The sequence below is a fragment of the Paraburkholderia sp. BL23I1N1 genome (genome assembly GCF_003610295.1).
Taxonomy (GTDB): Bacteria; Pseudomonadota; Gammaproteobacteria; order Burkholderiales; family Burkholderiaceae; genus Paraburkholderia.
Map to the genome: position 1 here is coordinate 5,993,960 of NZ_RAPV01000001.1, position 19,547 is coordinate 6,013,506.

19 protein-coding genes and 2 pseudogenes are annotated in these 19,547 nt (G+C 62.6%); 17 read left to right on the top strand and 4 right to left on the bottom strand.

The window, feature by feature from the left end; all coding sequences use genetic code 11:
* The first annotated feature begins 149 nt into the window (after positions 1-149).
* Both B0G76_RS28030 and sapR read left to right on the top strand, forming a co-directional pair.
* A complete protein-coding gene (locus B0G76_RS28030; protein ID WP_120295367.1) occupies positions 150-1,037 on the top strand; it encodes a DMT family transporter in 888 nt (295 codons plus the stop codon).
* A gap of 111 nt (positions 1,038-1,148) precedes the next feature.
* Positions 1,149-2,054, top strand: coding sequence for a sap1 transcriptional regulator SapR (sapR, locus tag B0G76_RS28035; RefSeq protein WP_120295368.1), 906 nt, complete (start codon positions 1,149-1,151; stop codon positions 2,052-2,054).
* Here the strand turns inward: sapR and B0G76_RS44935 are convergent.
* Positions 1,948-2,166, bottom strand: a pseudogene (locus B0G76_RS44935) (hypothetical protein); the annotation flags it as partial. The gene sapR and the pseudogene B0G76_RS44935 sit on opposite strands and share 107 nt — an antisense overlap.
* Before the next feature lie 63 nt (positions 2,167-2,229).
* Here B0G76_RS44935 and B0G76_RS28045 point away from each other — a divergent pair.
* The 12 genes from B0G76_RS28045 (at position 2,230) to B0G76_RS28100 (ending at position 13,949) form a co-directional block, all read left to right on the top strand.
* Positions 2,230-2,541 carry a hypothetical protein gene (locus tag B0G76_RS28045; RefSeq protein WP_120295369.1) on the top strand — a complete coding sequence of 104 codons (312 nt, stop codon included), beginning with the start codon at positions 2,230-2,232 and terminating at the stop codon, positions 2,539-2,541.
* A 270-nt stretch (positions 2,542-2,811) separates the two neighbouring features.
* Positions 2,812-3,423: a GNAT family N-acetyltransferase gene (locus tag B0G76_RS28050; RefSeq protein ID WP_120295370.1), complete on the top strand. Its 612-nt coding sequence runs from the start codon at positions 2,812-2,814 to the stop codon at positions 3,421-3,423.
* A 267-nt stretch (positions 3,424-3,690) separates the two neighbouring features.
* Positions 3,691-3,945 (top strand): AbrB/MazE/SpoVT family DNA-binding domain-containing protein, encoded by a 255-nt coding sequence (locus B0G76_RS28055; protein ID WP_120295371.1) that lies wholly within the window; start codon positions 3,691-3,693, stop codon positions 3,943-3,945.
* Positions 3,945-4,307, top strand: a complete 363-nt coding sequence (locus tag B0G76_RS28060) for a type II toxin-antitoxin system PemK/MazF family toxin (RefSeq protein WP_120295372.1) — start codon at positions 3,945-3,947, stop codon at positions 4,305-4,307. The genes B0G76_RS28055 and B0G76_RS28060 overlap by 1 nt, the downstream gene beginning before the upstream one ends.
* A 23-nt stretch (positions 4,308-4,330) precedes the next feature.
* Complete coding sequence (locus B0G76_RS28065) at positions 4,331-5,182, top strand: MerR family transcriptional regulator (protein ID WP_120295373.1); 852 nt, start codon at positions 4,331-4,333, stop codon at positions 5,180-5,182.
* A gap of 207 nt (positions 5,183-5,389) precedes the next feature.
* Positions 5,390-6,403, top strand: coding sequence for a sulfonate ABC transporter substrate-binding protein (locus B0G76_RS28070; protein WP_120296884.1), 1,014 nt, complete (start codon positions 5,390-5,392; stop codon positions 6,401-6,403).
* Positions 6,404-6,800: 397 nt separating this feature from the next.
* A complete protein-coding gene (locus B0G76_RS28075) occupies positions 6,801-7,700 on the top strand; it encodes a mechanosensitive ion channel family protein (protein WP_120295374.1) in 900 nt (299 codons plus the stop codon).
* Positions 7,701-7,950: 250 nt separating this feature from the next.
* A complete protein-coding gene (locus B0G76_RS28080) occupies positions 7,951-9,147 on the top strand; it encodes an IS4 family transposase (protein ID WP_120289567.1) in 1,197 nt (398 codons plus the stop codon).
* A gap of 278 nt (positions 9,148-9,425) precedes the next feature.
* Positions 9,426-11,042, top strand: a complete 1,617-nt coding sequence (locus tag B0G76_RS28085) for an NAD(P)/FAD-dependent oxidoreductase (RefSeq protein ID WP_120295375.1) — start codon at positions 9,426-9,428, stop codon at positions 11,040-11,042.
* 48 nt (positions 11,043-11,090) lie between these two features.
* Positions 11,091-11,999 (top strand): SDR family oxidoreductase, encoded by a 909-nt coding sequence (locus tag B0G76_RS28090; RefSeq protein ID WP_120295376.1) that lies wholly within the window; start codon positions 11,091-11,093, stop codon positions 11,997-11,999.
* 82 nt (positions 12,000-12,081) lie between these two features.
* Positions 12,082-12,981: a metal-dependent hydrolase gene (locus B0G76_RS28095; protein ID WP_120295377.1), complete on the top strand. Its 900-nt coding sequence runs from the start codon at positions 12,082-12,084 to the stop codon at positions 12,979-12,981.
* Entirely contained in the window at positions 12,978-13,949 is a 972-nt protein-coding gene (locus B0G76_RS28100; protein WP_120295378.1) for an alpha/beta fold hydrolase, read from the top strand. Before B0G76_RS28095 ends, B0G76_RS28100 begins: the two co-directional genes overlap by 4 nt.
* Here B0G76_RS28100 and B0G76_RS28105 read toward each other — a convergent pair.
* Positions 13,924-14,478: a putative glycolipid-binding domain-containing protein gene (locus B0G76_RS28105; RefSeq protein ID WP_120295379.1), complete on the bottom strand. Its 555-nt coding sequence runs from the start codon at positions 14,476-14,478 to the stop codon at positions 13,924-13,926. The genes B0G76_RS28100 and B0G76_RS28105 overlap by 26 nt on opposite strands.
* Before the next feature lie 273 nt (positions 14,479-14,751).
* Here B0G76_RS28105 and B0G76_RS28110 point away from each other — a divergent pair, with 273 nt between their 5' ends.
* The 3 genes and pseudogenes from B0G76_RS28110 to B0G76_RS28120 all read left to right on the top strand — a co-directional run.
* The gene (locus B0G76_RS28110; RefSeq protein ID WP_120295380.1) at positions 14,752-15,696 is read left to right on the top strand and encodes an urea transporter; all 945 of its coding nucleotides are present in this window, start codon (positions 14,752-14,754) and stop codon (positions 15,694-15,696) included.
* A gap of 40 nt (positions 15,697-15,736) precedes the next feature.
* Positions 15,737-16,513, top strand: a complete 777-nt coding sequence (locus B0G76_RS28115; RefSeq protein WP_120295381.1) for a class II aldolase/adducin family protein — start codon at positions 15,737-15,739, stop codon at positions 16,511-16,513.
* A gap of 83 nt (positions 16,514-16,596) precedes the next feature.
* Positions 16,597-16,794: pseudogene (locus B0G76_RS28120) on the top strand (4-oxalocrotonate tautomerase); the annotation flags it as partial.
* 111 nt (positions 16,795-16,905) lie between these two features.
* Here B0G76_RS28120 and B0G76_RS28125 read toward each other — a convergent pair.
* Both B0G76_RS28125 and B0G76_RS28130 read right to left on the bottom strand, forming a co-directional pair.
* The gene (locus B0G76_RS28125; RefSeq protein WP_120295383.1) at positions 16,906-18,117 is read right to left on the bottom strand and encodes a porin; all 1,212 of its coding nucleotides are present in this window, start codon (positions 18,115-18,117) and stop codon (positions 16,906-16,908) included.
* Positions 18,118-18,190: 73 nt separating this feature from the next.
* Positions 18,191-19,543 (bottom strand): TRAP transporter large permease, encoded by a 1,353-nt coding sequence (locus B0G76_RS28130; RefSeq protein ID WP_120295384.1) that lies wholly within the window; start codon positions 19,541-19,543, stop codon positions 18,191-18,193.
* Positions 19,544-19,547: the final 4 nt, after the last annotated feature.

Sequence of the window (19,547 nt, forward strand, 5' to 3'; positions counted from 1 at the left end):
CGAGGCCGCTCGCTTGCTATCACTTTCCGCCATCTGTACTGCTCCATGTTCGGTACAGTTTGTACGAATTGTACTGATCCGTAGCTTACCCTTTGCAGCGGAAAAGCGGATGCTATGCATTCTATTTTCGATGCGCACGGACTCTTTCGATGGACAAGACAACGAACGGCTGGGTGAGCGGCATGGTGGGCGTGTTGATTTTCAGCGGCTCGCTGCCCGCCACCCGCATCGCCGTGCAAGGCCTCGATCCGGTGTTTCTGACGGTCGCCCGCGCGACCATCGCGGGCACGCTGGGTCTGTTGCTCCTGCTGGTGTTTCGCGAGGCGCGGCCCGCCAGGCGCGATCTCATTCCGCTGGTGGTGGTCGCGCTCGGCGTGGTGGTCGGCTTTCCGCTCCTGACCGCCCTCGCGCTGCGCCACGTCAACGCCGCGCACGCCGTGGTGTTCGTCGGGCTCCTGCCGCTGTTCACCGCGATCTTCGGCGTGCTGCGCGGCGGCGAGCGCCCGCAGCCGGCGTTCTGGGTGTTCTCGGCGCTCGGCAGCGGCGCGGTGGTCGCGTTCGCCTTGCGCCACGGCATCGACGCGTCGCCAATCGGCGATGCGCTGATGCTGGCGGCGATCGTCGTCTGCGGCCTCGGTTATGCCGAAGGCGCGCGGCTGTCGCGCCATCTCGGTGGCTGGCAGGTGATTTCGTGGGCGCTGGTGCTGTCGCTGCCGGTGATGCTGCCGCTCGCTTTGTGGACGCGGCCGGCCTCGTTTGAAGGCGTGAGCCACGCGGCGCTGTGGGGGCTCGCTTACGTGTCGCTCTTCAGCATGCTGATCGGCTTCGTGTTCTGGTATCGCGGGCTGGCGCTCGGCGGCATCGCGGGGGTCGGGCAACTGCAGTTGCTGCAGCCGTTTTTCGGCTTGCTGCTCGCCGGCTTGCTGCTGCACGAACAGGTGCCGCCCGCGATGATCCTGGTGACGGTCGTGGTGGTGGCGTGTGTAGCGGGCGCGCGGCGCTTCTCGCGGACCGCGCCGGTGCGGCCGGCAGTCTGAACAGGGTTTCGCCCGCGCGAGCGCGTCCGCATTTTTGGGACCGCGCGGTTGGCTGTCGGTTGAATATGTCATCATCCTGATGATCGATCCACCACCCGCGCCGCGACTACGATGCCGACCGCTTTTGCTCAAACCGTCGAAGCCCGCTTTGCCGAACTCACGCCCACATCCAAACGCGTCGCCAGTTACATGCTGGCGAATCTCGAGCGGCTCGGCCTCGAAACCGCCGATCAGATCGCCCAGCAAGCCGGCACCAGCGGCATCTCGGTGGGCCGGTTTTTACGCAGCATCGGCTACCAGAACCTCGACGACCTGAAGCGCGAACTGCGCGGCGCGCAGGAACGCCCGTGGCTGATTACCGACCGGCTCGACGCATTTCGCCGCACCTCCGGTCAGCACGACGAAGCCACACTCGCCGCAAGCGAGCCCGGCGCAGCCAACTCCGCCCCCAACCCCGCTCTCGCCCACTCGCTCGAACTTGAAATCGGCGCGATCCAGCATGTCTACTGCCTTGCGCAATCGCCGGTGTTCGCCCGCATGGCCGACCGTATTTCAAATGCGGACGCCGTCTATATCCTCGGCATTCAGTCCACGCGCGGCATCAGCAACGCGTTCTACAGCTACCTCGAGTACATCCGCCCGCGCGTCTTCTATTCGGACGGCATGTCGGGCTCCTATGTCGATTCGTTGAACTCCGAGTTCAAATCGCCCTATCTGATCATCACCGATACGCGCGCCTACTCGATGATCGCGCGCCGCTATTGCGAAGCCGCCACGCGCCGTGGCCTGCCCTTCGCGCTCGTCACCGATATTTACTGCCCGTGGGCGCGCGAGTTCGACGGCGATCTGTTGCAGGTGAAAACCGATGTCGGTCAGTTCTGGGATTCGCTGGCGCCGCTTACCTGCCTGTTCAACCTGCTGATCTCCGCGATTGTCGAACGGCTCGGGCCGGGCATCGACGAACGCGTTGCACGTAATCGCGAACTGCAAAGCGAATTCGACCAGTTCGATCTTTGAATCCAGCCGTGCTTTCGAGCATGACGCGGACGGTCTGCAACACATAGCCGTCATGCGCGATCTCCAGCGCGACGCTAACGTTCTGCTCGACCATGAGGAACGTCACACCTTGCCAAAGAAGCCGGAGGCCGCCTTGCGGTATCCTCACCGGCTCGTTCACAAGGAGAATGGATTCATGAAGTTTTCGATTTGCGTGGCGCTCGCCGCCCTGACGCTGTCCGCCACCGCGTACGCCCAGACCTCGCAAACCTTTCGCTTCGGCGAAGGCCAGAGCGCGCTGCCGGCCGGCAACACCCATCCGGCGCCCGCGCCGGCCGCACAGGCCCAACAGCCGCAACCGCAGCCGATGCAAGCCCAGCCTCAACCGCAACCACAACCCGCGGAACATGCTCCGGCCAAGACCAAGGCCAAGCCGAAGCACAAGGCAAAGCATCACCGGCATTACCGCGGGCATGTGACACAGCCGGATATGTACTCGCATAGCTGAGCGCCGGAAAACACACCGCGTGCACGCATCTGCGCGAGGAAATCCGTAGCGCCCGGCACAGTCGCATGGACGGGCGCTACGCGCGACACCTCGGACACATCAATCACTTCTGCCTACACCGAACGCACCCTACCTCAGTCGCGCCAGTCACCTACGCATACGCCGATACCGTCTATAGCTCATGGCGAATTTTGACGCGCTTCAAATTCGCGCGCGCGGCGGGCATAGTAAAACGTATCCGCAGACTCACCGGCCACGACAGGAACACGCATGAGCACCACCCGCCCCGCGCCCTCCACACCCCATACAACTGATTCAGCCTCCACCCAGCCGCCCGCCGCGCCCTTGATCCGCGACGCCACCGAAGCCGATCTGCCCGCGATCCAGGCGATCTATGCGCACCACGTGCTGACCGGGGTTGCTTCGTTCGAAGAAATCCCACCTTCCGTCGACGATCTGCGCACGCGGCTCGCGTCCGTGCGCAGCCACGGGCTGCCTTACATGGTCGCCGAGATCGACGGTGAAATCGCCGGCTATTGCTACGCGACGCCGTACCGGCCGCGCGCCGCCTATCGCAACACGATCGAAGATTCGATCTATGTGAGCGACGCGTATCGTGGGCGAGGCCTGGGGCGCGTGCTATTGCAGGCGCTGATCGAACGTTGCGAAACCGGACCGTGGCGCCAGATGGTCGCCGTGATCGCCGACGGCGGCAGCGGTGGTTCGCTGTCCCTGCATACACAACTGGGTTTCGAATTGACCGGCACGTTGAAGGCGGTCGGGTTCAAGCACGGCCGCTGGCTCGATACCACGTTGATGCAGCGCCCACTGGGCGTGGGCGATTCGAGCGCACCGGACGACGTGCCGCAGGGCCGCGGATAAAGCGCCGAGTGTCACCCCGGCCTTGGAAAGGCGGCTCTTCGCGAAGCGGCCTTTTCCCGTCGCTCCCCCGTCGCCCCCTGCCTCGAACCACCGCGCTGGTGCACCCAAACCGCTGCAACAGTGTGTTGACATTCAGCAAACGGCTGGCCGCCCCGCTAACTTTGACGAAGAACTGTTTACATCCTGCCCGCCCGGAACGTATAAACATGTTGAAACCTTCTCGTTGGACGTATAAACTTGTTTAAACGTCCATAGGAGGTTGGAATCATGGCAAAAACAGCAACGCTCAGGATCCAGCAGTGGGGAAACAGCCTGGCTGTCCGCATTCCCGCTGCTGTCGCACGCTCGGCGCATTTCGAGGTCGGCCAGGAAGTCGAAGTGACGACTGACGAGATCGGCGTGACGGTAAAGCCGGTTGGGCCGCGTAAGCTCACGCTCGCGGAAAAGCTGGCGGCGTTCGATCCTGCAACGCACGGCGGTGAGGCGATGATCACCGGTCGCGTCGGTGCGGAGGTGTTCTGATGGCAGGCGCTGTGTGGGTGCCGGATCGCCGCGACATTATCTGGATTGACTGCAACCCTCAGGTCGGTCGCGAGATGAAGGATTTGCACCCCATGCTGGTCCTGTCACCGAAGCCATTCAACGAGCGAACCAGCATCGTTATCGGACTCCCGATGACGACAGCCAGGTTCAACGACACGAATCCGTTTGCCATCAGATTTCAGGGACCAAAAAACGTTACGAGCTACGTGCTTGGACACCAGCCCAAGTCGTTTGACTGGCGAGCGCGGGGCGCGAAAGCGCATCCGTGGAAACGTGTACCCGATGAAGTCTTTGCAGCCGCGTGCGAGCAGTTGAACCAGATCATCGCAATTTGCGACTAGGTGCGCCGCGTTAAAATCCCCCCATGCCCAAACCGCAGCCCCCCTTTCCGCCCTTGCCCGCCGACTCGAACGTCCGGCCAAGCGACGCGCCGCGCAACGAATACACGGTCGACGAACTCGCGCGCGTCACCGACAGCACCGTGCGCAACGTGCGCGCCTATCAGGACCGCGGCCTGCTCGCGCCGCCGGAAAAGCGCGGCCGCGTGGGCGTGTATGACGACACGCATGTGTCGCGTCTGAAGCTGATCAACCATCTGCTCGCGCGCGGCTACACGCTTGCGAACATCCAGGACCTGATCATGGCGGTGGACGAAGGCCACGATCTGCGTTCGATTCTCGGCCTCGAAACCGCGATCGGCGGCCGCTGGTCACGCGAACGGCCCAAAAAATACTCGCTGATCGAATTGCTGCACATGTTCGGCGACAAAGCCTCGCCAAGTGCACTCGGTAAAGCGGTCGATCTGGGTTTGCTGGAGCGCGACGGGCTCTCCTTCGTATCCGGCAGCCCCACAGCGCTGGCCGCCGGCGCGACCATGGCGAAAGAAGGCATTCCGCTCGCCGACCTGCTCGACGCCGTTGGCGTTGCAAGGCCGCATTTCAATGCGGTCGCCAAGGCGCTGGTCGATCTGGTGGTCCGTCAACTGGACCGTTACGATCCCGACGCGCTGCCCCCGCCCGCCGACGTGCCCGCACTGGTCGACGCGATCTGGCGTGTGCGGCCACTGGCGATGGTGCTGGTCGAAAGCGAAATGAATCGCGCGCTGGAAGAAGCCTCCGGCGATTATCTCGGCGACCGCGTCGCGGCGATCATGGAAAAGAAGCTGGGCCATCCGGCCGAGGGCACGGCGGCCACGAAAAACAAGCCGAAAAAATAGCCGTTCCTGCGGGCGCTCGCGGCCAACCGCGCTTGTGACATGCGTCGTGACATGCGTGGTGACACGCGCCTTTCCTGTCGCGATTTATGCGAGCGTTTCCATTCCCCTTCGCGTGCGCGTCATATTCAAATCTGCATTGCTTCGTTTGATCGGCGGGACGTCCATGCGACGATCTTCGATCAATCGAACGCAATGGAGAGTCGCACGATGGCCCGTCATACCCGTATCTCACTGCACATCGCCGCCGCATTGCTGGCGGCGCTCACCACATTGAGCGCAACAGCGCAGAACAGCAGTAGCAGTAGCGGTAACGGCAGCGGCAGCGAGCCGGCCAACGTGCTGCGTATCGGCTATCAGAAATCAGGCTTGCTCGCGGTACTCAAGGCGCAAGGCTCGCTCGACGAAAAGCTCAAGCCGCTCGGCTACAGCATCAAGTGGTTCGAGTTTCCGGCCGGCCCGCAATTGCTCGAAGCGCTGAACGCCAACAGCATCGATTTCGGCTACACCGGCGCACCTCCAGCGGTGTTCGCGCAGGCCGGCGGCGTGCGCTTCGTCTATGTCGGCGCGGAGCCGTCCGGGCGGCACGCCGAAGCGATTCTGGTCCGCAGCGCTTCGGCGCTGCGTAGCGTGGCGGAGTTGAAGGGCAAGCGCGTCGCGCTGCAGAAAGGTTCGAGCGCGAACTATCTGCTGCTCGAAGCGCTGAAAAAAGCCGGCCTGCGTTACGAAGACGTTCGCCCGGTGTATCTGGCGCCCGCGGACGCGCGCGCGGCCTTCGAAAGCGGCACCGTCGACGCATGGGCGATCTGGGACCCTTACTATGCCTCCGCACAACAGGCGCTGAAGGCACGCACGCTGGTCGATTATTCGGGGCTCAACAGTCCCTATAACTTCTATGAGGCCACGCGCGATTTCGCCCAGCAGCATCCCGATGTGGTCGGCGCGATTCTCGCGCAGTTGCGCACCGCCGGCCTGTGGGTGAACGCGCATCCGGTTGAAACCGCCGCGCTGATTGCGCCGAAGGTCGGTCTCGATCAGAAGCTGGTCGAAACCTGGGTGCGCCGATATCCGTACGGCACTACCGCCGTCACCGACGAGATCGTGCGCTCCCAACAGGTCGTTGCCGATGCGTTTTATGGCGCGCATCTGATTCCGCAAAAGATCACCGTGAATGACAACGTCTGGCAGAACCGCGAGGTGGCAGCCAGTCTTACGGGAAAATAGACGCTGGTTGGTCTAAAACACGGCAGGACACGTTACTTCGTCGTCCGTATCAAATAATGCCTTGACGCTGCGCCGGCCTGAGGAATAGCTTCTCAGGTCACCGCCTCATTTCACGGGTCACCCGTCATTCATTCCATGACGGGACCACGACAACACGCCCCTCACGTCGCCATGCGCGCCGCGCGCCCTTTCGCATCCGGACACTCATTTTGTTAAAAAGGGTGTACGGGCAGAACTTTCCATTTGCGAAACGGTCCATTTTTTGCACGCTTTAATTGCGTCGTTCTCCGGATACCTGCCCTTCACTCGCGTTTCGCGGGCATACGGTATCCATGCTTCTTGTAACCCATGCGGCGAACAATACGCCGCTGCTTAAAAAATCAGGACCGTCAAGGTTATGCAGAATTTACTCGCTGAGATTCACCCTGACCGGTGGACCTTCCTCTGGGACGCACTCTCCACGATCTCGATGCACCTGTGCGCGGCCGCATTGATACTGGTGGTGGGCTGGTGGGTCGCCCGCCGCGTTGCACGCTCGCTCAACCGGCTGCTCGCGAGCCAGTCGCGCATGGACACCACGCTGCGTCCGGTCATCTGCGACACTTGCCTGTGGAGCATTCGCGTCATCTCGATCATCGGCGCGCTGTCGCAACTGGGTATCCAGACGGCGAGCATCGTCGCAGTGCTCGGCGCCGCCGGCCTCGCTATTGGTCTCGCGCTGCAGGGTACGATGCAAAACATCGCGGCCGGCATCATGCTGTTGCTGCTGCGACCGTTCAAGGTGGGCGATTCGATTGAAGCCGGCACGGGCACCGTCGCGGGCACGGTCGAAGAAATCAGCCTGTTCACGACACGCCTCACGAAAGCCGACGGCATTTGCGAATACGTGCCGAACAGCGCGCTGTGGAGCAATTCGATCCGCAATTACAACCGCAATCCGACCCGCCGCCTCGATCTGGAAGTGGAAATCTCCGTGCGTGACGACGTCGACCAGGCGCTGGCCGCACTGCGCAATCTCGCCGCTGCCGACCCGCGCGCGCTGCAAAAGCCCGCGCCGCAGGTGATGGTGGCCCGTTTCGACGACAGCACCGTGGTCCTGAACATCCGCGTGTGGGCCAACATCGACACGTTCTGGGACATGCGCTGGGATCTCGCTCGCCGGGTCCGTCAAACACTCAACGACGCCCACTGCGGCTTGCCGGTTCGCACCCGTGAACTGCATATCGTGCAAAGCAACGACGCGGACGAGTCTGCCGCGGCTCGCGTGATTGCCGCGCCGAAGGCTTCGGTCCAATAACGCGCTAAAGCTGTAAGCCGGGCGGATTTCCAAAGCGAATCCGCCCAGCATTTTTCACATAGCGGAATGGCATCCGCTTCCGCATTAGTCTCGAAGCCCTCCCCTCGCCCTCGCCCGCGCCGTCGCCGTTTGCGCCTTGCGCCACAACCTTCTCCGCTCCATAGAGTTTCCCGTCTAACCCCAATACTGTTAACAAGCTCAAATTTGTGTTAACTTTCAAGCCTCTGAACCAACAAGAAGAGCTTGAAGGATGGCAAGAACGGAAGCAACGCTGCCAGGCGGGGCGCGGCTCGCGGACTATCTGGCGGTGGGGTATCTGGCGCTGAACTGCTCCCTGGGACAGGTCAAGGAGGCGCTCACGAAGTGCGGCGTGCAGACGCGCGTGCGCCGCGACATGCCGCGTGAAGTGCTGGTGTATTTCGTGATGGCGATGTGCCTGTATCCGCGCGTGGCCTATGAGGAAGTGTTTCGTCTGGTGATCGAGGGACTGCGGCGCATCTACGGCGACCAGGTACGCGACGCGCAGGTCAGCAAGGCGGCGATCTCGCAGGGTCGCGCACGCCTGGGATGGCAGGTGATGCGCGAGCTGTTCGCCCGGCAGGCGGCGCAACACCCACGAACCGCAGGCGGCGACTATGCGGGCTATCGGGTCATGAGCGTGGACGGCTCCACGCTGGATGTGCCCGATGAGAAGGCCAATGCGCAAGCGTTCGGATATGCGCAGGGAGGGCGCGGTGAGGCCGCGTATCCGCAGATTCGCTTCGTAGCGCTGGCCGAATGTGCGACGCACGCGCTGTGTGAGGTCCAGATGGGCGGGGTATGCGAGCACAGCGAACAGGCGCTCACACGCCAGCTGTTTCCGGCATTCTCGGACGACATGCTGGTGCTGGCCGATCGCCTGTTCTATGGCTATGACATGTGGCGCGACGCGGTGGCCACCGGAGCGAAGCTGCTGTGGCGCGTGAAGTCGAATTTGCGGCTGCCGTGCGAAGTGCCGCTGGCAGATGGTTCGTACCTGAGCACTGTCTATGCCAGTGACACCGACAGGCGACACCAGCGCAACGGCATGCAGGTGCGGGTCATCGAGTATCGCCTGGAAGGTGTGCCTGATGCCGAGCCGCAGTATCGCCTGATCACCAATCTGCTGGACGCAGCGGTGGCGCCTGCCATAGAACTCGCGGCGCTGTACCACCGGCGCTGGAAAATAGAAGAGATGTTTGACGAGATCAAGACACATCTGTGCGACGGCAAGAAGGTGCTGCGTAGCAAGACGCCTGATCTGGTCCGTCAGGAGTTCTATGCGTTAATGCTTACCCACGCGGCGATCCGTCGACTGATGTATGAGGCTGCCCAGGACAGCGGGCAGCACCCGGAAGACTTATCGTTCGTTCATGCCGTACGCGTGTTGAACCGACGCCTGCCCGAGGCGGCGGCCGTTCCCCCCTGAGCAGTGGCAAAGTTGGAGGCTCAGCTTACTGCGGGAAATCGCCAGTGGGCGTGCCGTGCAAAGCCGCGGCAAGCGTAATCCCCGCGGCGTGAAGCGAAAGATGTCGAACTTCCGGATACGCCGACGATCGGAGCCGCTGAATCAGCGAATTTCACCGAAAGCGGTCATCAAGTGAACAGTATTGCGTCTAACCCGCTGCTTGCGTCATCCGTTGACAGCCCCTATTGTTACATTAGTCAATGTAACAGTTAAGAACGGACAACAAGGAGACGGATCGGATGAACGCACGCATGATGCCCCTCGACGACGCGGCGCCCAACGCATCCGCGCCTATCGATACCGATATCGCCATCATCGGCTCAGGCTTTGCCGGCCTCGGCATGGCGATCCGTCTGCGGCAAGCCGGCATGACGGATTTCATCGTCGCCGAAAAAGCCGAGTCGGTCGGCGGCACCTGGCGTGACAACCACTACCCCGGTTGTGCCTGCGACGTGCAATCCCACGTCTATTCGTTCTCCTTCGCTCCGAATCCGCGCTGGACGCGCATGTTCGCACGTCAGCCGGAAATTCGCGCGTATCTGGAACAGTGCACGCAGAAGTTCGGCATCCAGCGTCATCTGCGCTTCGGTCATGAGCTTGCCTCGGCAATCTACGACGAAACCCGTCACCGCTGGCAACTGACGTTCGCAAACGGGCTGCAATGGTCGGCGCGCGTGCTGATCTCGGGAATGGGCGGACTCTCGCGCGCCGCCGTGCCAAATATTCCGGGCATCGAGACATTCAAGGGTAAGGCGTTCCACTCGCAGCACTGGGATCACACGTATCCGCTTGAAGGCAAACGCGTCGCGGTGATCGGCACGGGGGCGAGCGCGATTCAGTTCGTGCCGCAGATCGCGCCACGCGTCTCGCATCTGAACCTGTTCCAGCGCACGCCGCCGTGGATCATGCCGAAGGCCGACCGTGTGGTGAAACCGTTCGAACAGTGGTTATTCAGGCATCTGCCGTTCACGCAGAAGATCATGCGTTCGGCGCTCTACTGCATGCTCGAATCGCGTGCTGTCGGCTTCGCGATTCATCCTTCGCTCATGAAGACCGCACAGAAAGTCGCGGAGCGGCATCTGCGCCGCCAGGTGCCCGATCCGCAATTGCGCGCCACGCTCACGCCGAACTACACGATGGGCTGCAAGCGCATCCTGATCTCGAACGACTACTTCCCCGCGCTGTCACGGCAGAACGTATCGGTGACGACCACGGGCATCGCCCGTGTGGAAGAAGACGCGGTGATCACGACCGACGGCACGCGTCATCCGGCCGATTGCCTGATCTTCGGCACCGGCTTTCAGGTGGCCGATCCGTTTCCGGCGGGCGTGGTGCGTGGCCGCGGCGGCGTTGATATCGTCGATACATGGCGCGACGGCGCGCACGCCTATCTCGGTACGACACTGCCTGGTTATCCAAACTTCTTCATGATCGTCGGCCCGAACACCGGCCTCGGTCACAACTCGATGGTGTTCATGATCGAATCGCAGGTCGAATACGTTCTGCGCGCACTGAAGACGATGAACGCGGAACGCGCCGCTGCGATCGAGGTGCGCCCGCATGTCGAGCGTGCCTACAACGAACAGATCCAGCAGAAACTTGGCCGCGCGATCTGGTCGACGGGCGGCTGCAAGAGCTGGTATCTCGATCCGAAGACCGGCAAGAACACCACGCTGTGGCCCGGATTCGCTTATAAATTCCGCCAGGCGACCCGCACTTTCAGCATGGGTGACTACCTCGCGTATTCGCCTACCCCGCAGCCGCTGAGTGGACATGCGGGCTCGCAACAGCAGGCTCTGCATACGCACGGCACTGCCGTGACGACAGCGGCCACGACATCCGCGGAAGCAACCTGAATAAACATAACGACAAGGCACCGTTCAGAGAGGACAGGAGATAAGCCAATGAAGAACTTTACCGACAGAGTGGCCGCGATCACCGGCGCAGGCTCGGGCATGGGCCGTTCGCTCGCAATCCGGCTGGCGCGCGAAGGCTGCCACCTCGCGCTCGCCGACCGCAATGCCACGAGCCTCGCCGAAACCGCGCAGCTCGCGCAGGCCGCCGCGCCGCATATCGTCGGCTCGCCGCTGCGCATCACCACGCGAGTGCTCGACGTGTCGGACCGCGCGGCGATGTTCGAATGGGCCGCCGAAACGGCCGCGCAGCATCAGCGCGTGAACCTCGTGTTCAACAACGCGGGTGTGGCGCTGTCGAGCACCATCGAAGGAATGGAGTACGCCGACCTGGAGTGGATCGTCGGCATCAATTTCTGGGGCGTGGTGCACGGCACGAAGGCGTTTCTGCCGTATATCAAGGCGTCGGGCGCGGGACACATCGTCAATACGTCGAGCGTGTTTGGCCTCTTCTCGCAACCCGGCATGAGCGGCTACAACGCGACCAAATTCGCCGTGCGCGGCTTCACAGAAGCGTTGCGCCAGGAACTCGATCTGATGAAGTGCGGCGTATCGGCGACCTGTGTACACCCGGGCGGCATTCGCACGAGCATCGCGCAATCGAGCCGCATCTCGTCGAATATGGTCGGCTTCATGCTGGAAAACGAACAGCAAGGCAAGGACGACTTCGAGAAGTTTTTTATCACCACCGCCGACGAAGCCGCGCGCGTGATTCTCGACGGCGTGCGCAAGAACAAGCGGCGCGTGCTGATCGGCCGCGATGCGCGCGCCGCCGACTGGTTGGCGCGCACGTTGCCGGCGGCCTATCAGGCGCTGGTCGTGATGCAGACGCGCCGCATGAAGCGCATTGCGGAAAAACGCGCGCGCCGCGCCGCACAAGTGGACGGCCGGCGTGCCTGACAGTTCGCCCGCGATCTGACGCAATGCAAAGAAACCGATCAGCACGATCAGCAGCACATAAAGAATCAAAAGGAGAAAGGCCATGATGCCGGTTCGCCGCGACCTTCGCTTCAACTTGCCGCAGGAACGCGCCTGCGATTGGCACGTGCAGGGCTCGCATGTGACACACTTCTTCAACGCGCTTTCGCTGCTATTCCCGGCTGGCGAACGTTTCTTCATGGACAGCGTGCGCAACTACCGCGACCAGATCGACGACCCTGTGCTTAAGAAGCAGGTGCACGGCTTCATCGGCCAGGAAGCGATGCATACGCGCGAGCACATCGAATACAACGATCTGCTGCAGGAAGCCGGCTTACCCGCGCATAAGCTCGACAAGCGGCTGTGGGCGATTCTCAACTTCTTCCGCAGACACCTGCCGCATTCGTATCAACTCGCGGTGACGGTCTGCCTCGAGCACTACACGGCGATGCTGGCCGCTTTGCTGCTGGAAGACGCTTCGCGGATCAGCGGTTCGGTTGAAGGCTATACGCAGATGTGGACGTGGCATGCGCTTGAAGAAACAGAACACAAAGCGGTGTCGTACGACGTATGGAACGCGGTGCTGAAGCCCGGCCTCGGACGCTACCTGCTGCGCACCGGCACGATGCTCACCACCACGCTGACCTTCTGGCTGATCGTGTTCGACTTTCACGTGCGCCTGCTCATCGCCGATCGCAAACGCGGTGGGCATATCCGCGGCATGTGGCGCGTCGTGAAGTATCTGTACGGCCCACGTCACGGCGTGTTTCCGCGGATTGCCGGTGAATGGCTGAGCTTTTTCCGACCGGGCTTTCATCCGTGGGATCACGACAATCGCGCGCAACTGGCGCGCATCGACGGACTCGTCGCCGCGGTCGACGCGAGTAACGCGATGAACGCCACGAACGCGATCACACCGGGCACACGCAAAGCCACGCGGCGTGGCGCGCAGGCGGCAGCGTGATACGCGACACGCTGTCGGTCGACGCCGGCGACGTGCGGCTCGCCGTCTACGTGAGTGGACCGCGCGACGCGCCGCCGATCGTGCTGGTGCACGGTTATCCGGATTCGGCGGCAGTGTGGGAACCGGTCCGCGCGCAACTCGACGCGCGCTACCGCGTGATCAGCTATGACGTGCGCGGCGCGGGCGCGTCCGGCGCGCCGCAGTCGCGCGCGGCTTACCCGCTCGAGCGGCTGGCCGCCGATCTCGCTGCCGTCGCCGATGCAACGTGCGGCGCGCAACCGTTTCACCTGGTCGGTCACGATTGGGGGTCGATTCAAAGCTGGGAAGCGGTCACCGACCCGGCCTTCAAGGGCCGCATTGCATCGTACACGTCGATCTCCGGGCCGTGCCTCGATCACGCGTCGCTCGACTTACGCGGCGGCGCAGGTGAGGATCATGAGGGACAGCCCAAAGCACGTCAGGCAGCGAAGCGTCCGTTCGGCAGCGGACTTCGGCAAACGCTCAAATCCTGGTACATCTTCTTCTTTCACCTGCCGTTGCTGCCGGAACTGGTCTGGCGCGCGGGCGGCGCACGCATGTGGCCGTTATGGCTGCGCCTGACGGAACGGGTGCGCCCTGAACGCGATCCGGCGCAAACGCGCAACGCGATCAATGGCCTGAATCTCTACCGCGCCAATTTCATCGATAAGTTGCTGCACCCGCGCGCACGCCATGCGCATGCGCCGGTGCAATTCATCGTGCCGCTGCGCGATCGCTATGTCGGGCCCGAGCTTTCCATCGGACTCGAAGGCTGGCTCGGCGCGTATAGCCGCATGGAAATCGATGCCGGCCATTGGGTCGTCTTGCGCGAACCCGAGCGTATCGCGGCAGGCATCGAGCGCTTTGTCGAGCAGCACCGGGCGCCGCGGCCGGCAGCCAGCGGCGGCCCCGGCACCTCGACGATCAACGCTCGCGCGGCAGGCGTGTGAATAGCGTCGGGTAGTCGATCACGAGGCCGTCTTCATCCACCGTCAGGTCAGCGGTGAAATTGCGGAAGATGCCTTCGTAGCGATACACGCGGTTCAATTCGATGCACGAATACGCCTGCTCGGCAGGCGTGACCTGCAAATCCGGCGTCGAAATATAGGCCACCGAAATCGGCTGACGCTCGCCTTCGGCCAGTTGCAGGCGGCGGATCGGCAACGTGTTCGTATAGGGCGTCGCGGCGATATCGATATCGATGCACCCTTCAATCGCGCTCAGTACGAGGCCATGGCCATCGTGCCAATGGCCGGCGCCGTCCCCGTGCAACTCCACCTCGCCGCCGCCGACGATCTTCAGCCACGCATAGGTGGTGCGCCATTGCGCATCGCAGCGCACCTTGTAGTAAAGGCCATACTCTTTGCCGTAGCGCTCCCCGACCACGACGCTTTCCACCGCAAAGCCGTCCGCGCGCGCGTCGAATACCAGATGTTCGAAGCCCTCGCCTTCTTCCGATGCCCACCTTAGTTCACGCATCAGCCTGCCCCCTTTTTGGAACGAAACGGAACGGCACGGCAAGCGCGCCGGGTTCCTATCCTAGCGCGAAATTTTTCGGTGCGCCGACACACTGCTTTTCGGCTCATGGCGCGAGGATCCGGATGTGTCGCAAATAGCCACTATCAACGCCTGGCAATGCCCGCCGCGGGGCAAGTGGCCTATGCTCGCGGTTCACACTCAACCTGACCTGCTGCGTGCGCTTTATTTGCATGCGGCCAGCTCGCGCCGCATCGAATTCGCCGCCTTTAAACCATGCACGCCGCCGCAAACGAAGCACAATCCGCCGCCTTGCGCACCCTGTTGCGCAGTTTCGGCCAGATCGTGCTGCAGCCGAACGCTTTCACCGGTGCGTGCCTGCTCGCCGCGTGGCTGCTATGCGATCCGCGCCTCGCCTGCGCGGCGCTAATGGGCGTGATCGCGGCCAACGTGAGCGCGGTGCTGGCCAGCTATCGGGAGGACGACACACGGGCAGGACTGCACGGCTTTAACGGCGCGCTGGCCGGTCTCGCCGCATTCAGCTTCATCGCCGACAACGCGACGGCCGCCGCCGTGGCGATCCTGGCCGCGACGGGCACGGCGTGGCTGCTGGAACCGTGGTCGCGCCGCTTGCGCGTGTGTGGGCTCGGCTATTTCTCCAGCCCTTGTTTGATCGTCACGTGGCTTTGGCTGCCGCTGGTAACGCGCGTCGCGCCGCAAGCCAGCCTCACCGCTGAGCACGCGCTCGGTGCGGCGAAGTTGAGCACCGGCGTACTCGCCGGATTCGCGCAAACCGGTTTTGCGTCCGGCGCACTGCCTGGTTTGCTTGTGTTGATCGGCATCGCGGCGGCGTCACGGCGGCATGCGCTGTGGGCCTTGATCGGTGTGGGCCTCGCGTGCGCCGCGCATCTGCTCCTTGGCGCAAGTACGAACTCGTTCGACGCGGGCCTGTTAGGATTCAACGGTGCACTGACCGCGATCGCACTGGCCGATTGCGGTATCGCGGTAACGCTCGGCGGTGTTGCGATTTCGGTCGTATTACAGGCGACGGCCGCTTACTATGCGTTGCCGGCCATGACTGCGCCATTCGTCCTCGCAACATGGAGCATGCAGTGGCTCAATGGCCAGCTTAAGCGCGGTGCGGCAGTCCCCGAATCGGCGGAGCGCGCCGAAGCCGGACGGCGCGTCACGTCAACAGCATCGGCCAGGCGCGCGGGTTAGGCCGCAGTCACAGCCCACCAGCCAATCTCAGGAGACACACATGTCGTTCACCCACACGCCCGCAGGCCGTGTCGCCGAGGCGGGGCCGATGTCCGAAGCCGAACACCAGACCCGCCTCGATCTGGCCGCCGCCTATCGCCTCGCGGCGCTCAACGGCTGGGACGACCTGATCTACACGCATATCTCGGCCAGCGTTCCCGGCGAACCCGGCCACTTCCTGATCAATCCGTTCGGTCTCGCATTCGACGAAGTGTGCGCGTCGAACCTGGTGAAGATCGATATTGAAGGCAACATCGTCGGCGCGAGCGCCCATCCGGTTAACGCCACCGGTTTCGCGCTGCACGCCGCCGTGCATGCAGCCCGCGCCGATGCTTTCTGCGTGATGCACCTGCACAACACGGCAGGCGTGGCGGTTTCCGCGCAGCCGGCCGGTTTGCTGCCGGCGTCGCAACACGCGCTGCGTTTTTACGGCCACCTCGCGTATCACGATTACGAAGGCCTCGCCTTTACGCCGACCGAGGGCGAACGCCTCGTCGCGCATCTTGCCGACAAACCGGCCATGCTGTTGCGCAATCACGGCACGCTCACCGCCGGCCGCACCGTTGCCGAAGCCTATGTGCTGATGGCCACGCTGATCAAGGCCTGCGAAATCCAGTTGCAGGCGCAGGCATGCGGCCGCGAGCTCGTCGTGCCGGGCGATGCCGTAGCCGCACGCACAGCCGAGCAACTGTTCGACGGCGGTGCGATCGAAGGCGCGCTGGAATGGCCCGCCTTGCTACGCAAGCTCGACCGGCTCGATCGCACGTACCGTGATTGAACTCATTTCCCGACGTAACTTCCCGACGTAACTTCCCGACGTAACGTCTCCACGTAACCTCTCGCCATCAATCATCACGGAGTCACGCAATGCCCACGTTTCATATCGAACTCTTCGAAGGCCGCTCGCTGGAACAGAAACGCCAGTTCGTCGAAGCCATCACCAAGGCGACGTGCGAATCGCTCGGCGTCGAGCCGAACTCGGTGGACATCATCCTCACCGACGTCAAACGCGAAAACTGGGCAACGGGTGGGCGTTTGTGGTCCGAAAAAGACGCGTGAGCGCCCGGAAATACTGCGCGCGTGGCGCGCGCAGCTGGTACTGCTGAGCGACGCGTCTCTGAAACGCGTCGCTGTGACGGCGTCGACAGACGCCGTCACGTCACCCGCCAATTAGAAGCGGTGAATGATACCCACGCCTGCCGCGAACTGGCTGCGTGACGAGGACGGCGCGCCGTTCTGGCCGTCGCCGATATCGGCCGTTGCGTTGATGATGCTCGTCGCCGTACCGGCCTTGTTCGGGACCAGGGTCTGGCCACCCGCACGTTGATAAGCCTCGAGTGCATACAGGCCGGTCCGCTTGGAGAGGCTGTAGTACTGCGAGAGATTGAACTGCTGATAGCTGGCCGCGCTCGTAATGCCATTTGCCTTGGTTGCGCGCGTGTAGCTATAGCCGGCGGCCAGGTCCAGCACCGACAGCGGCTTGAAGTGCAGCACGGCGCCAGCGGTGTTGAAAATCGCCTCGTTCTGGAACGCCGAGTGGATGCCCGGGATGTACTGCACGTTCGAATACGAGAACGAGACATCCCATTGCGACGTGAACGCATAGCCGCCCGTCACCGCCACGCGCTGTTGCGCCTGCGCCGTCTGGTAGCCGTTGTTGATGCCCGACACCGCCGTCTGCGCGCCGTTATTCGACGTCGTGGAGTTGGGGTCCCACGCACCGCCGCCCGACGCCGCATTATTGATGCGCTGGTAGCCTGCCGCGATCCCGAACGGACCGTTCAGGTACTGGACCGCCGCGCTATACGTCGAACCGGCATTGGTGCTGCCCGCCACGCCGCCCAGCGAATACGAACCGCTCACCGTCAGGCCATGCATGTTCGGCGACGTGTACACCAGCGAGTTATTCGCGCGGTACAGCGTATCCAGCGAATCGATATCGCCCGGGTGTGCGCCGTACGCGCCCGTCAGCCACGTGGTCGGGCTATAGGGCGACAGCAGCGTGTAGTACGACGTGTACTGGCGGCCAGCCGTGAACGTACCGTACATCGCGTTGGTCACGCCGACATACGCCTGGCGGTTGAACGCCAGACCGGAGACGGACTGCGCGCCGGTTGCACTGTTAAAGCCTTCTTCCAACTGGAAGATCGCCTTCGTGCCGCCGCCCAGGTCCTCACCGCCCTTCAGGCCGAAGCGGCTGCCCGCCCAGATGCCGTTGACCATCTTGATCACCGAGCGACCACCGCTCGTCGAACCCAGCGACGTCTGGCTGCTCTGATAGCCGATCCCCGTATCGACGATACCGTACAACGTCACGCTGCTCTGAGCGTGCGCGCCGAGGACGACCAACCCAAGGGCCGAGGTTGCTATTACCTTTTTCATTTCTGCTCCTCTTTAAAAAAATTATTCTTTGCGTCAGGCAGTGCCGCACCGGCGCCAGCTCTTAATCAAGCGTTCAAAACACCGGGTGGCCATTGATCAGGCTAGGCAACCATGTCGAAAACATGGGCACGTAAGTCACAATGTTGATCGCGCTGAAGATAGCCAGGTAATAAGGCCACGCCACCTTGGTGGTTTCACCTATCGACACATTGCCGATCGCACAGCCGATGAACTGCACCGAGCCGATCGGCGGATGCACGAGACCCAATGCACAGTTCAGCAAAATCATGATCCCGAACTGCACCGGGCCAACGCCGGCGTGCATCGCCATCGGCAGGAACAGCGGCGTGGTGATCAGGATGTGTGCCGCCATGTCGACGAACGTACCTAGGAAGATCTGGATGACGTTGATATAAAGCAGCATCAACCAGGGCAAGCTCGTTGCACCGTCGAGCATGTGTTCAATGGCGTCGGGAATCTCCAGATAAGCCATCTGGTAGCGCAGCATGTTCGACACGCCGATCAGCAACAGCACCACGCCAGTGGTCTTTGCCGCCTTGGAGAGCGCGTGAAAGAGCTTCTTCATCGTCATCGAGCGATACACGACGATGGTCAGCACCAGCGAATAAGCCACGGCAATGGCCGCTGCTTCCGTCGCAGTGGCAATACCTCTCGCCACACAGAACAGAATGATCGCGATCACCATCAAGCCGGGCAATGCGCCGAGGAACGTGCGGGCTACCGCGAACCAGCCGGGAAAGCGCTGCAATTCGCTCGAGCCGTCAGCGCGGCGCGGATAGCCGAACTTGACCGCTTGCCAGTACGCGGCGATGAGCACGAAACCCATCACCCACAGCACCGGCAAGAGACCGGAAAACAACAGATCGCCGATCGACACGCCGCTCATCTGGTGACCGTTCAACGTCCCAGTGATGCCCTGTGCAGCGAACGCATAAATGATCATGTTCGTCGACGTGGGCATCAGCGCACCTGCTAGCGACGAATGAGTCGTCACATTGACGGCATAGGCCGCGCTGTAGCCTTCGCGCTTCATCAGCGGAATGACGACGCCGCCCATGGCCGAAGTATCCGCCGTCGGCGAACCGGACACGCCGCCGAACAACGTGCACGCGACCACGTTAGCCATCCCGAGCCCGCCGCGGAAATGGCCCACCGTGGCCTGTGCGAAACGCAGGATACGATCGGCGATACCGCCGTGCAGCATCAACTCGCCGGAGAAAATGAAGAACGGGACCGCGAGGAACGAAAACGCGTTCATTCCCGAAATCATCGACTGCATGGCGGTGGCCGCCGGCAAGCCTTCATACAGATACGTCAGGACGCACGAGAGTCCCAGCGCAAACGAAACAGGAACCCCGAATACGAGGAAAACGAGGAAACTAACTGAGAGGATGGCAAGTTCCATGATT

Bases quoted from the DNA above. Each gene is read 5' to 3' on its own strand.
- B0G76_RS28030 (WP_120295367.1), top strand. From the start codon at position 150: ATGGACAAGACAACGAACGGCTGGGTGAGCGGCATGGTGGGCGTGTTG.
- sapR (WP_120295368.1), top strand. From the start codon at position 1,149: ATGCCGACCGCTTTTGCTCAAACCGTCGAAGCCCGCTTTGCCGAACTC.
- B0G76_RS28045 (WP_120295369.1), top strand. From the start codon at position 2,230: ATGAAGTTTTCGATTTGCGTGGCGCTCGCCGCCCTGACGCTGTCCGCC.
- B0G76_RS28050 (WP_120295370.1), top strand. From the start codon at position 2,812: ATGAGCACCACCCGCCCCGCGCCCTCCACACCCCATACAACTGATTCA.
- B0G76_RS28055 (WP_120295371.1), top strand. From the start codon at position 3,691: ATGGCAAAAACAGCAACGCTCAGGATCCAGCAGTGGGGAAACAGCCTG.
- B0G76_RS28060 (WP_120295372.1), top strand. From the start codon at position 3,945: ATGGCAGGCGCTGTGTGGGTGCCGGATCGCCGCGACATTATCTGGATT.
- B0G76_RS28065 (WP_120295373.1), top strand. From the start codon at position 4,331: ATGCCCAAACCGCAGCCCCCCTTTCCGCCCTTGCCCGCCGACTCGAAC.
- B0G76_RS28070 (WP_120296884.1), top strand. From the start codon at position 5,390: ATGGCCCGTCATACCCGTATCTCACTGCACATCGCCGCCGCATTGCTG.
- B0G76_RS28075 (WP_120295374.1), top strand. From the start codon at position 6,801: ATGCAGAATTTACTCGCTGAGATTCACCCTGACCGGTGGACCTTCCTC.
- B0G76_RS28080 (WP_120289567.1), top strand. From the start codon at position 7,951: ATGGCAAGAACGGAAGCAACGCTGCCAGGCGGGGCGCGGCTCGCGGAC.
- B0G76_RS28085 (WP_120295375.1), top strand. From the start codon at position 9,426: ATGAACGCACGCATGATGCCCCTCGACGACGCGGCGCCCAACGCATCC.
- B0G76_RS28090 (WP_120295376.1), top strand. From the start codon at position 11,091: ATGAAGAACTTTACCGACAGAGTGGCCGCGATCACCGGCGCAGGCTCG.
- B0G76_RS28095 (WP_120295377.1), top strand. From the start codon at position 12,082: ATGATGCCGGTTCGCCGCGACCTTCGCTTCAACTTGCCGCAGGAACGC.
- B0G76_RS28105 (WP_120295379.1), bottom strand. From the start codon at position 14,478: ATGCGTGAACTAAGGTGGGCATCGGAAGAAGGCGAGGGCTTCGAACAT.
- B0G76_RS28110 (WP_120295380.1), top strand. From the start codon at position 14,752: ATGCACGCCGCCGCAAACGAAGCACAATCCGCCGCCTTGCGCACCCTG.
- B0G76_RS28115 (WP_120295381.1), top strand. From the start codon at position 15,737: ATGTCGTTCACCCACACGCCCGCAGGCCGTGTCGCCGAGGCGGGGCCG.
- B0G76_RS28125 (WP_120295383.1), bottom strand. From the start codon at position 18,117: ATGAAAAAGGTAATAGCAACCTCGGCCCTTGGGTTGGTCGTCCTCGGC.
- B0G76_RS28130 (WP_120295384.1), bottom strand. From the start codon at position 19,543: ATGGAACTTGCCATCCTCTCAGTTAGTTTCCTCGTTTTCCTCGTATTC.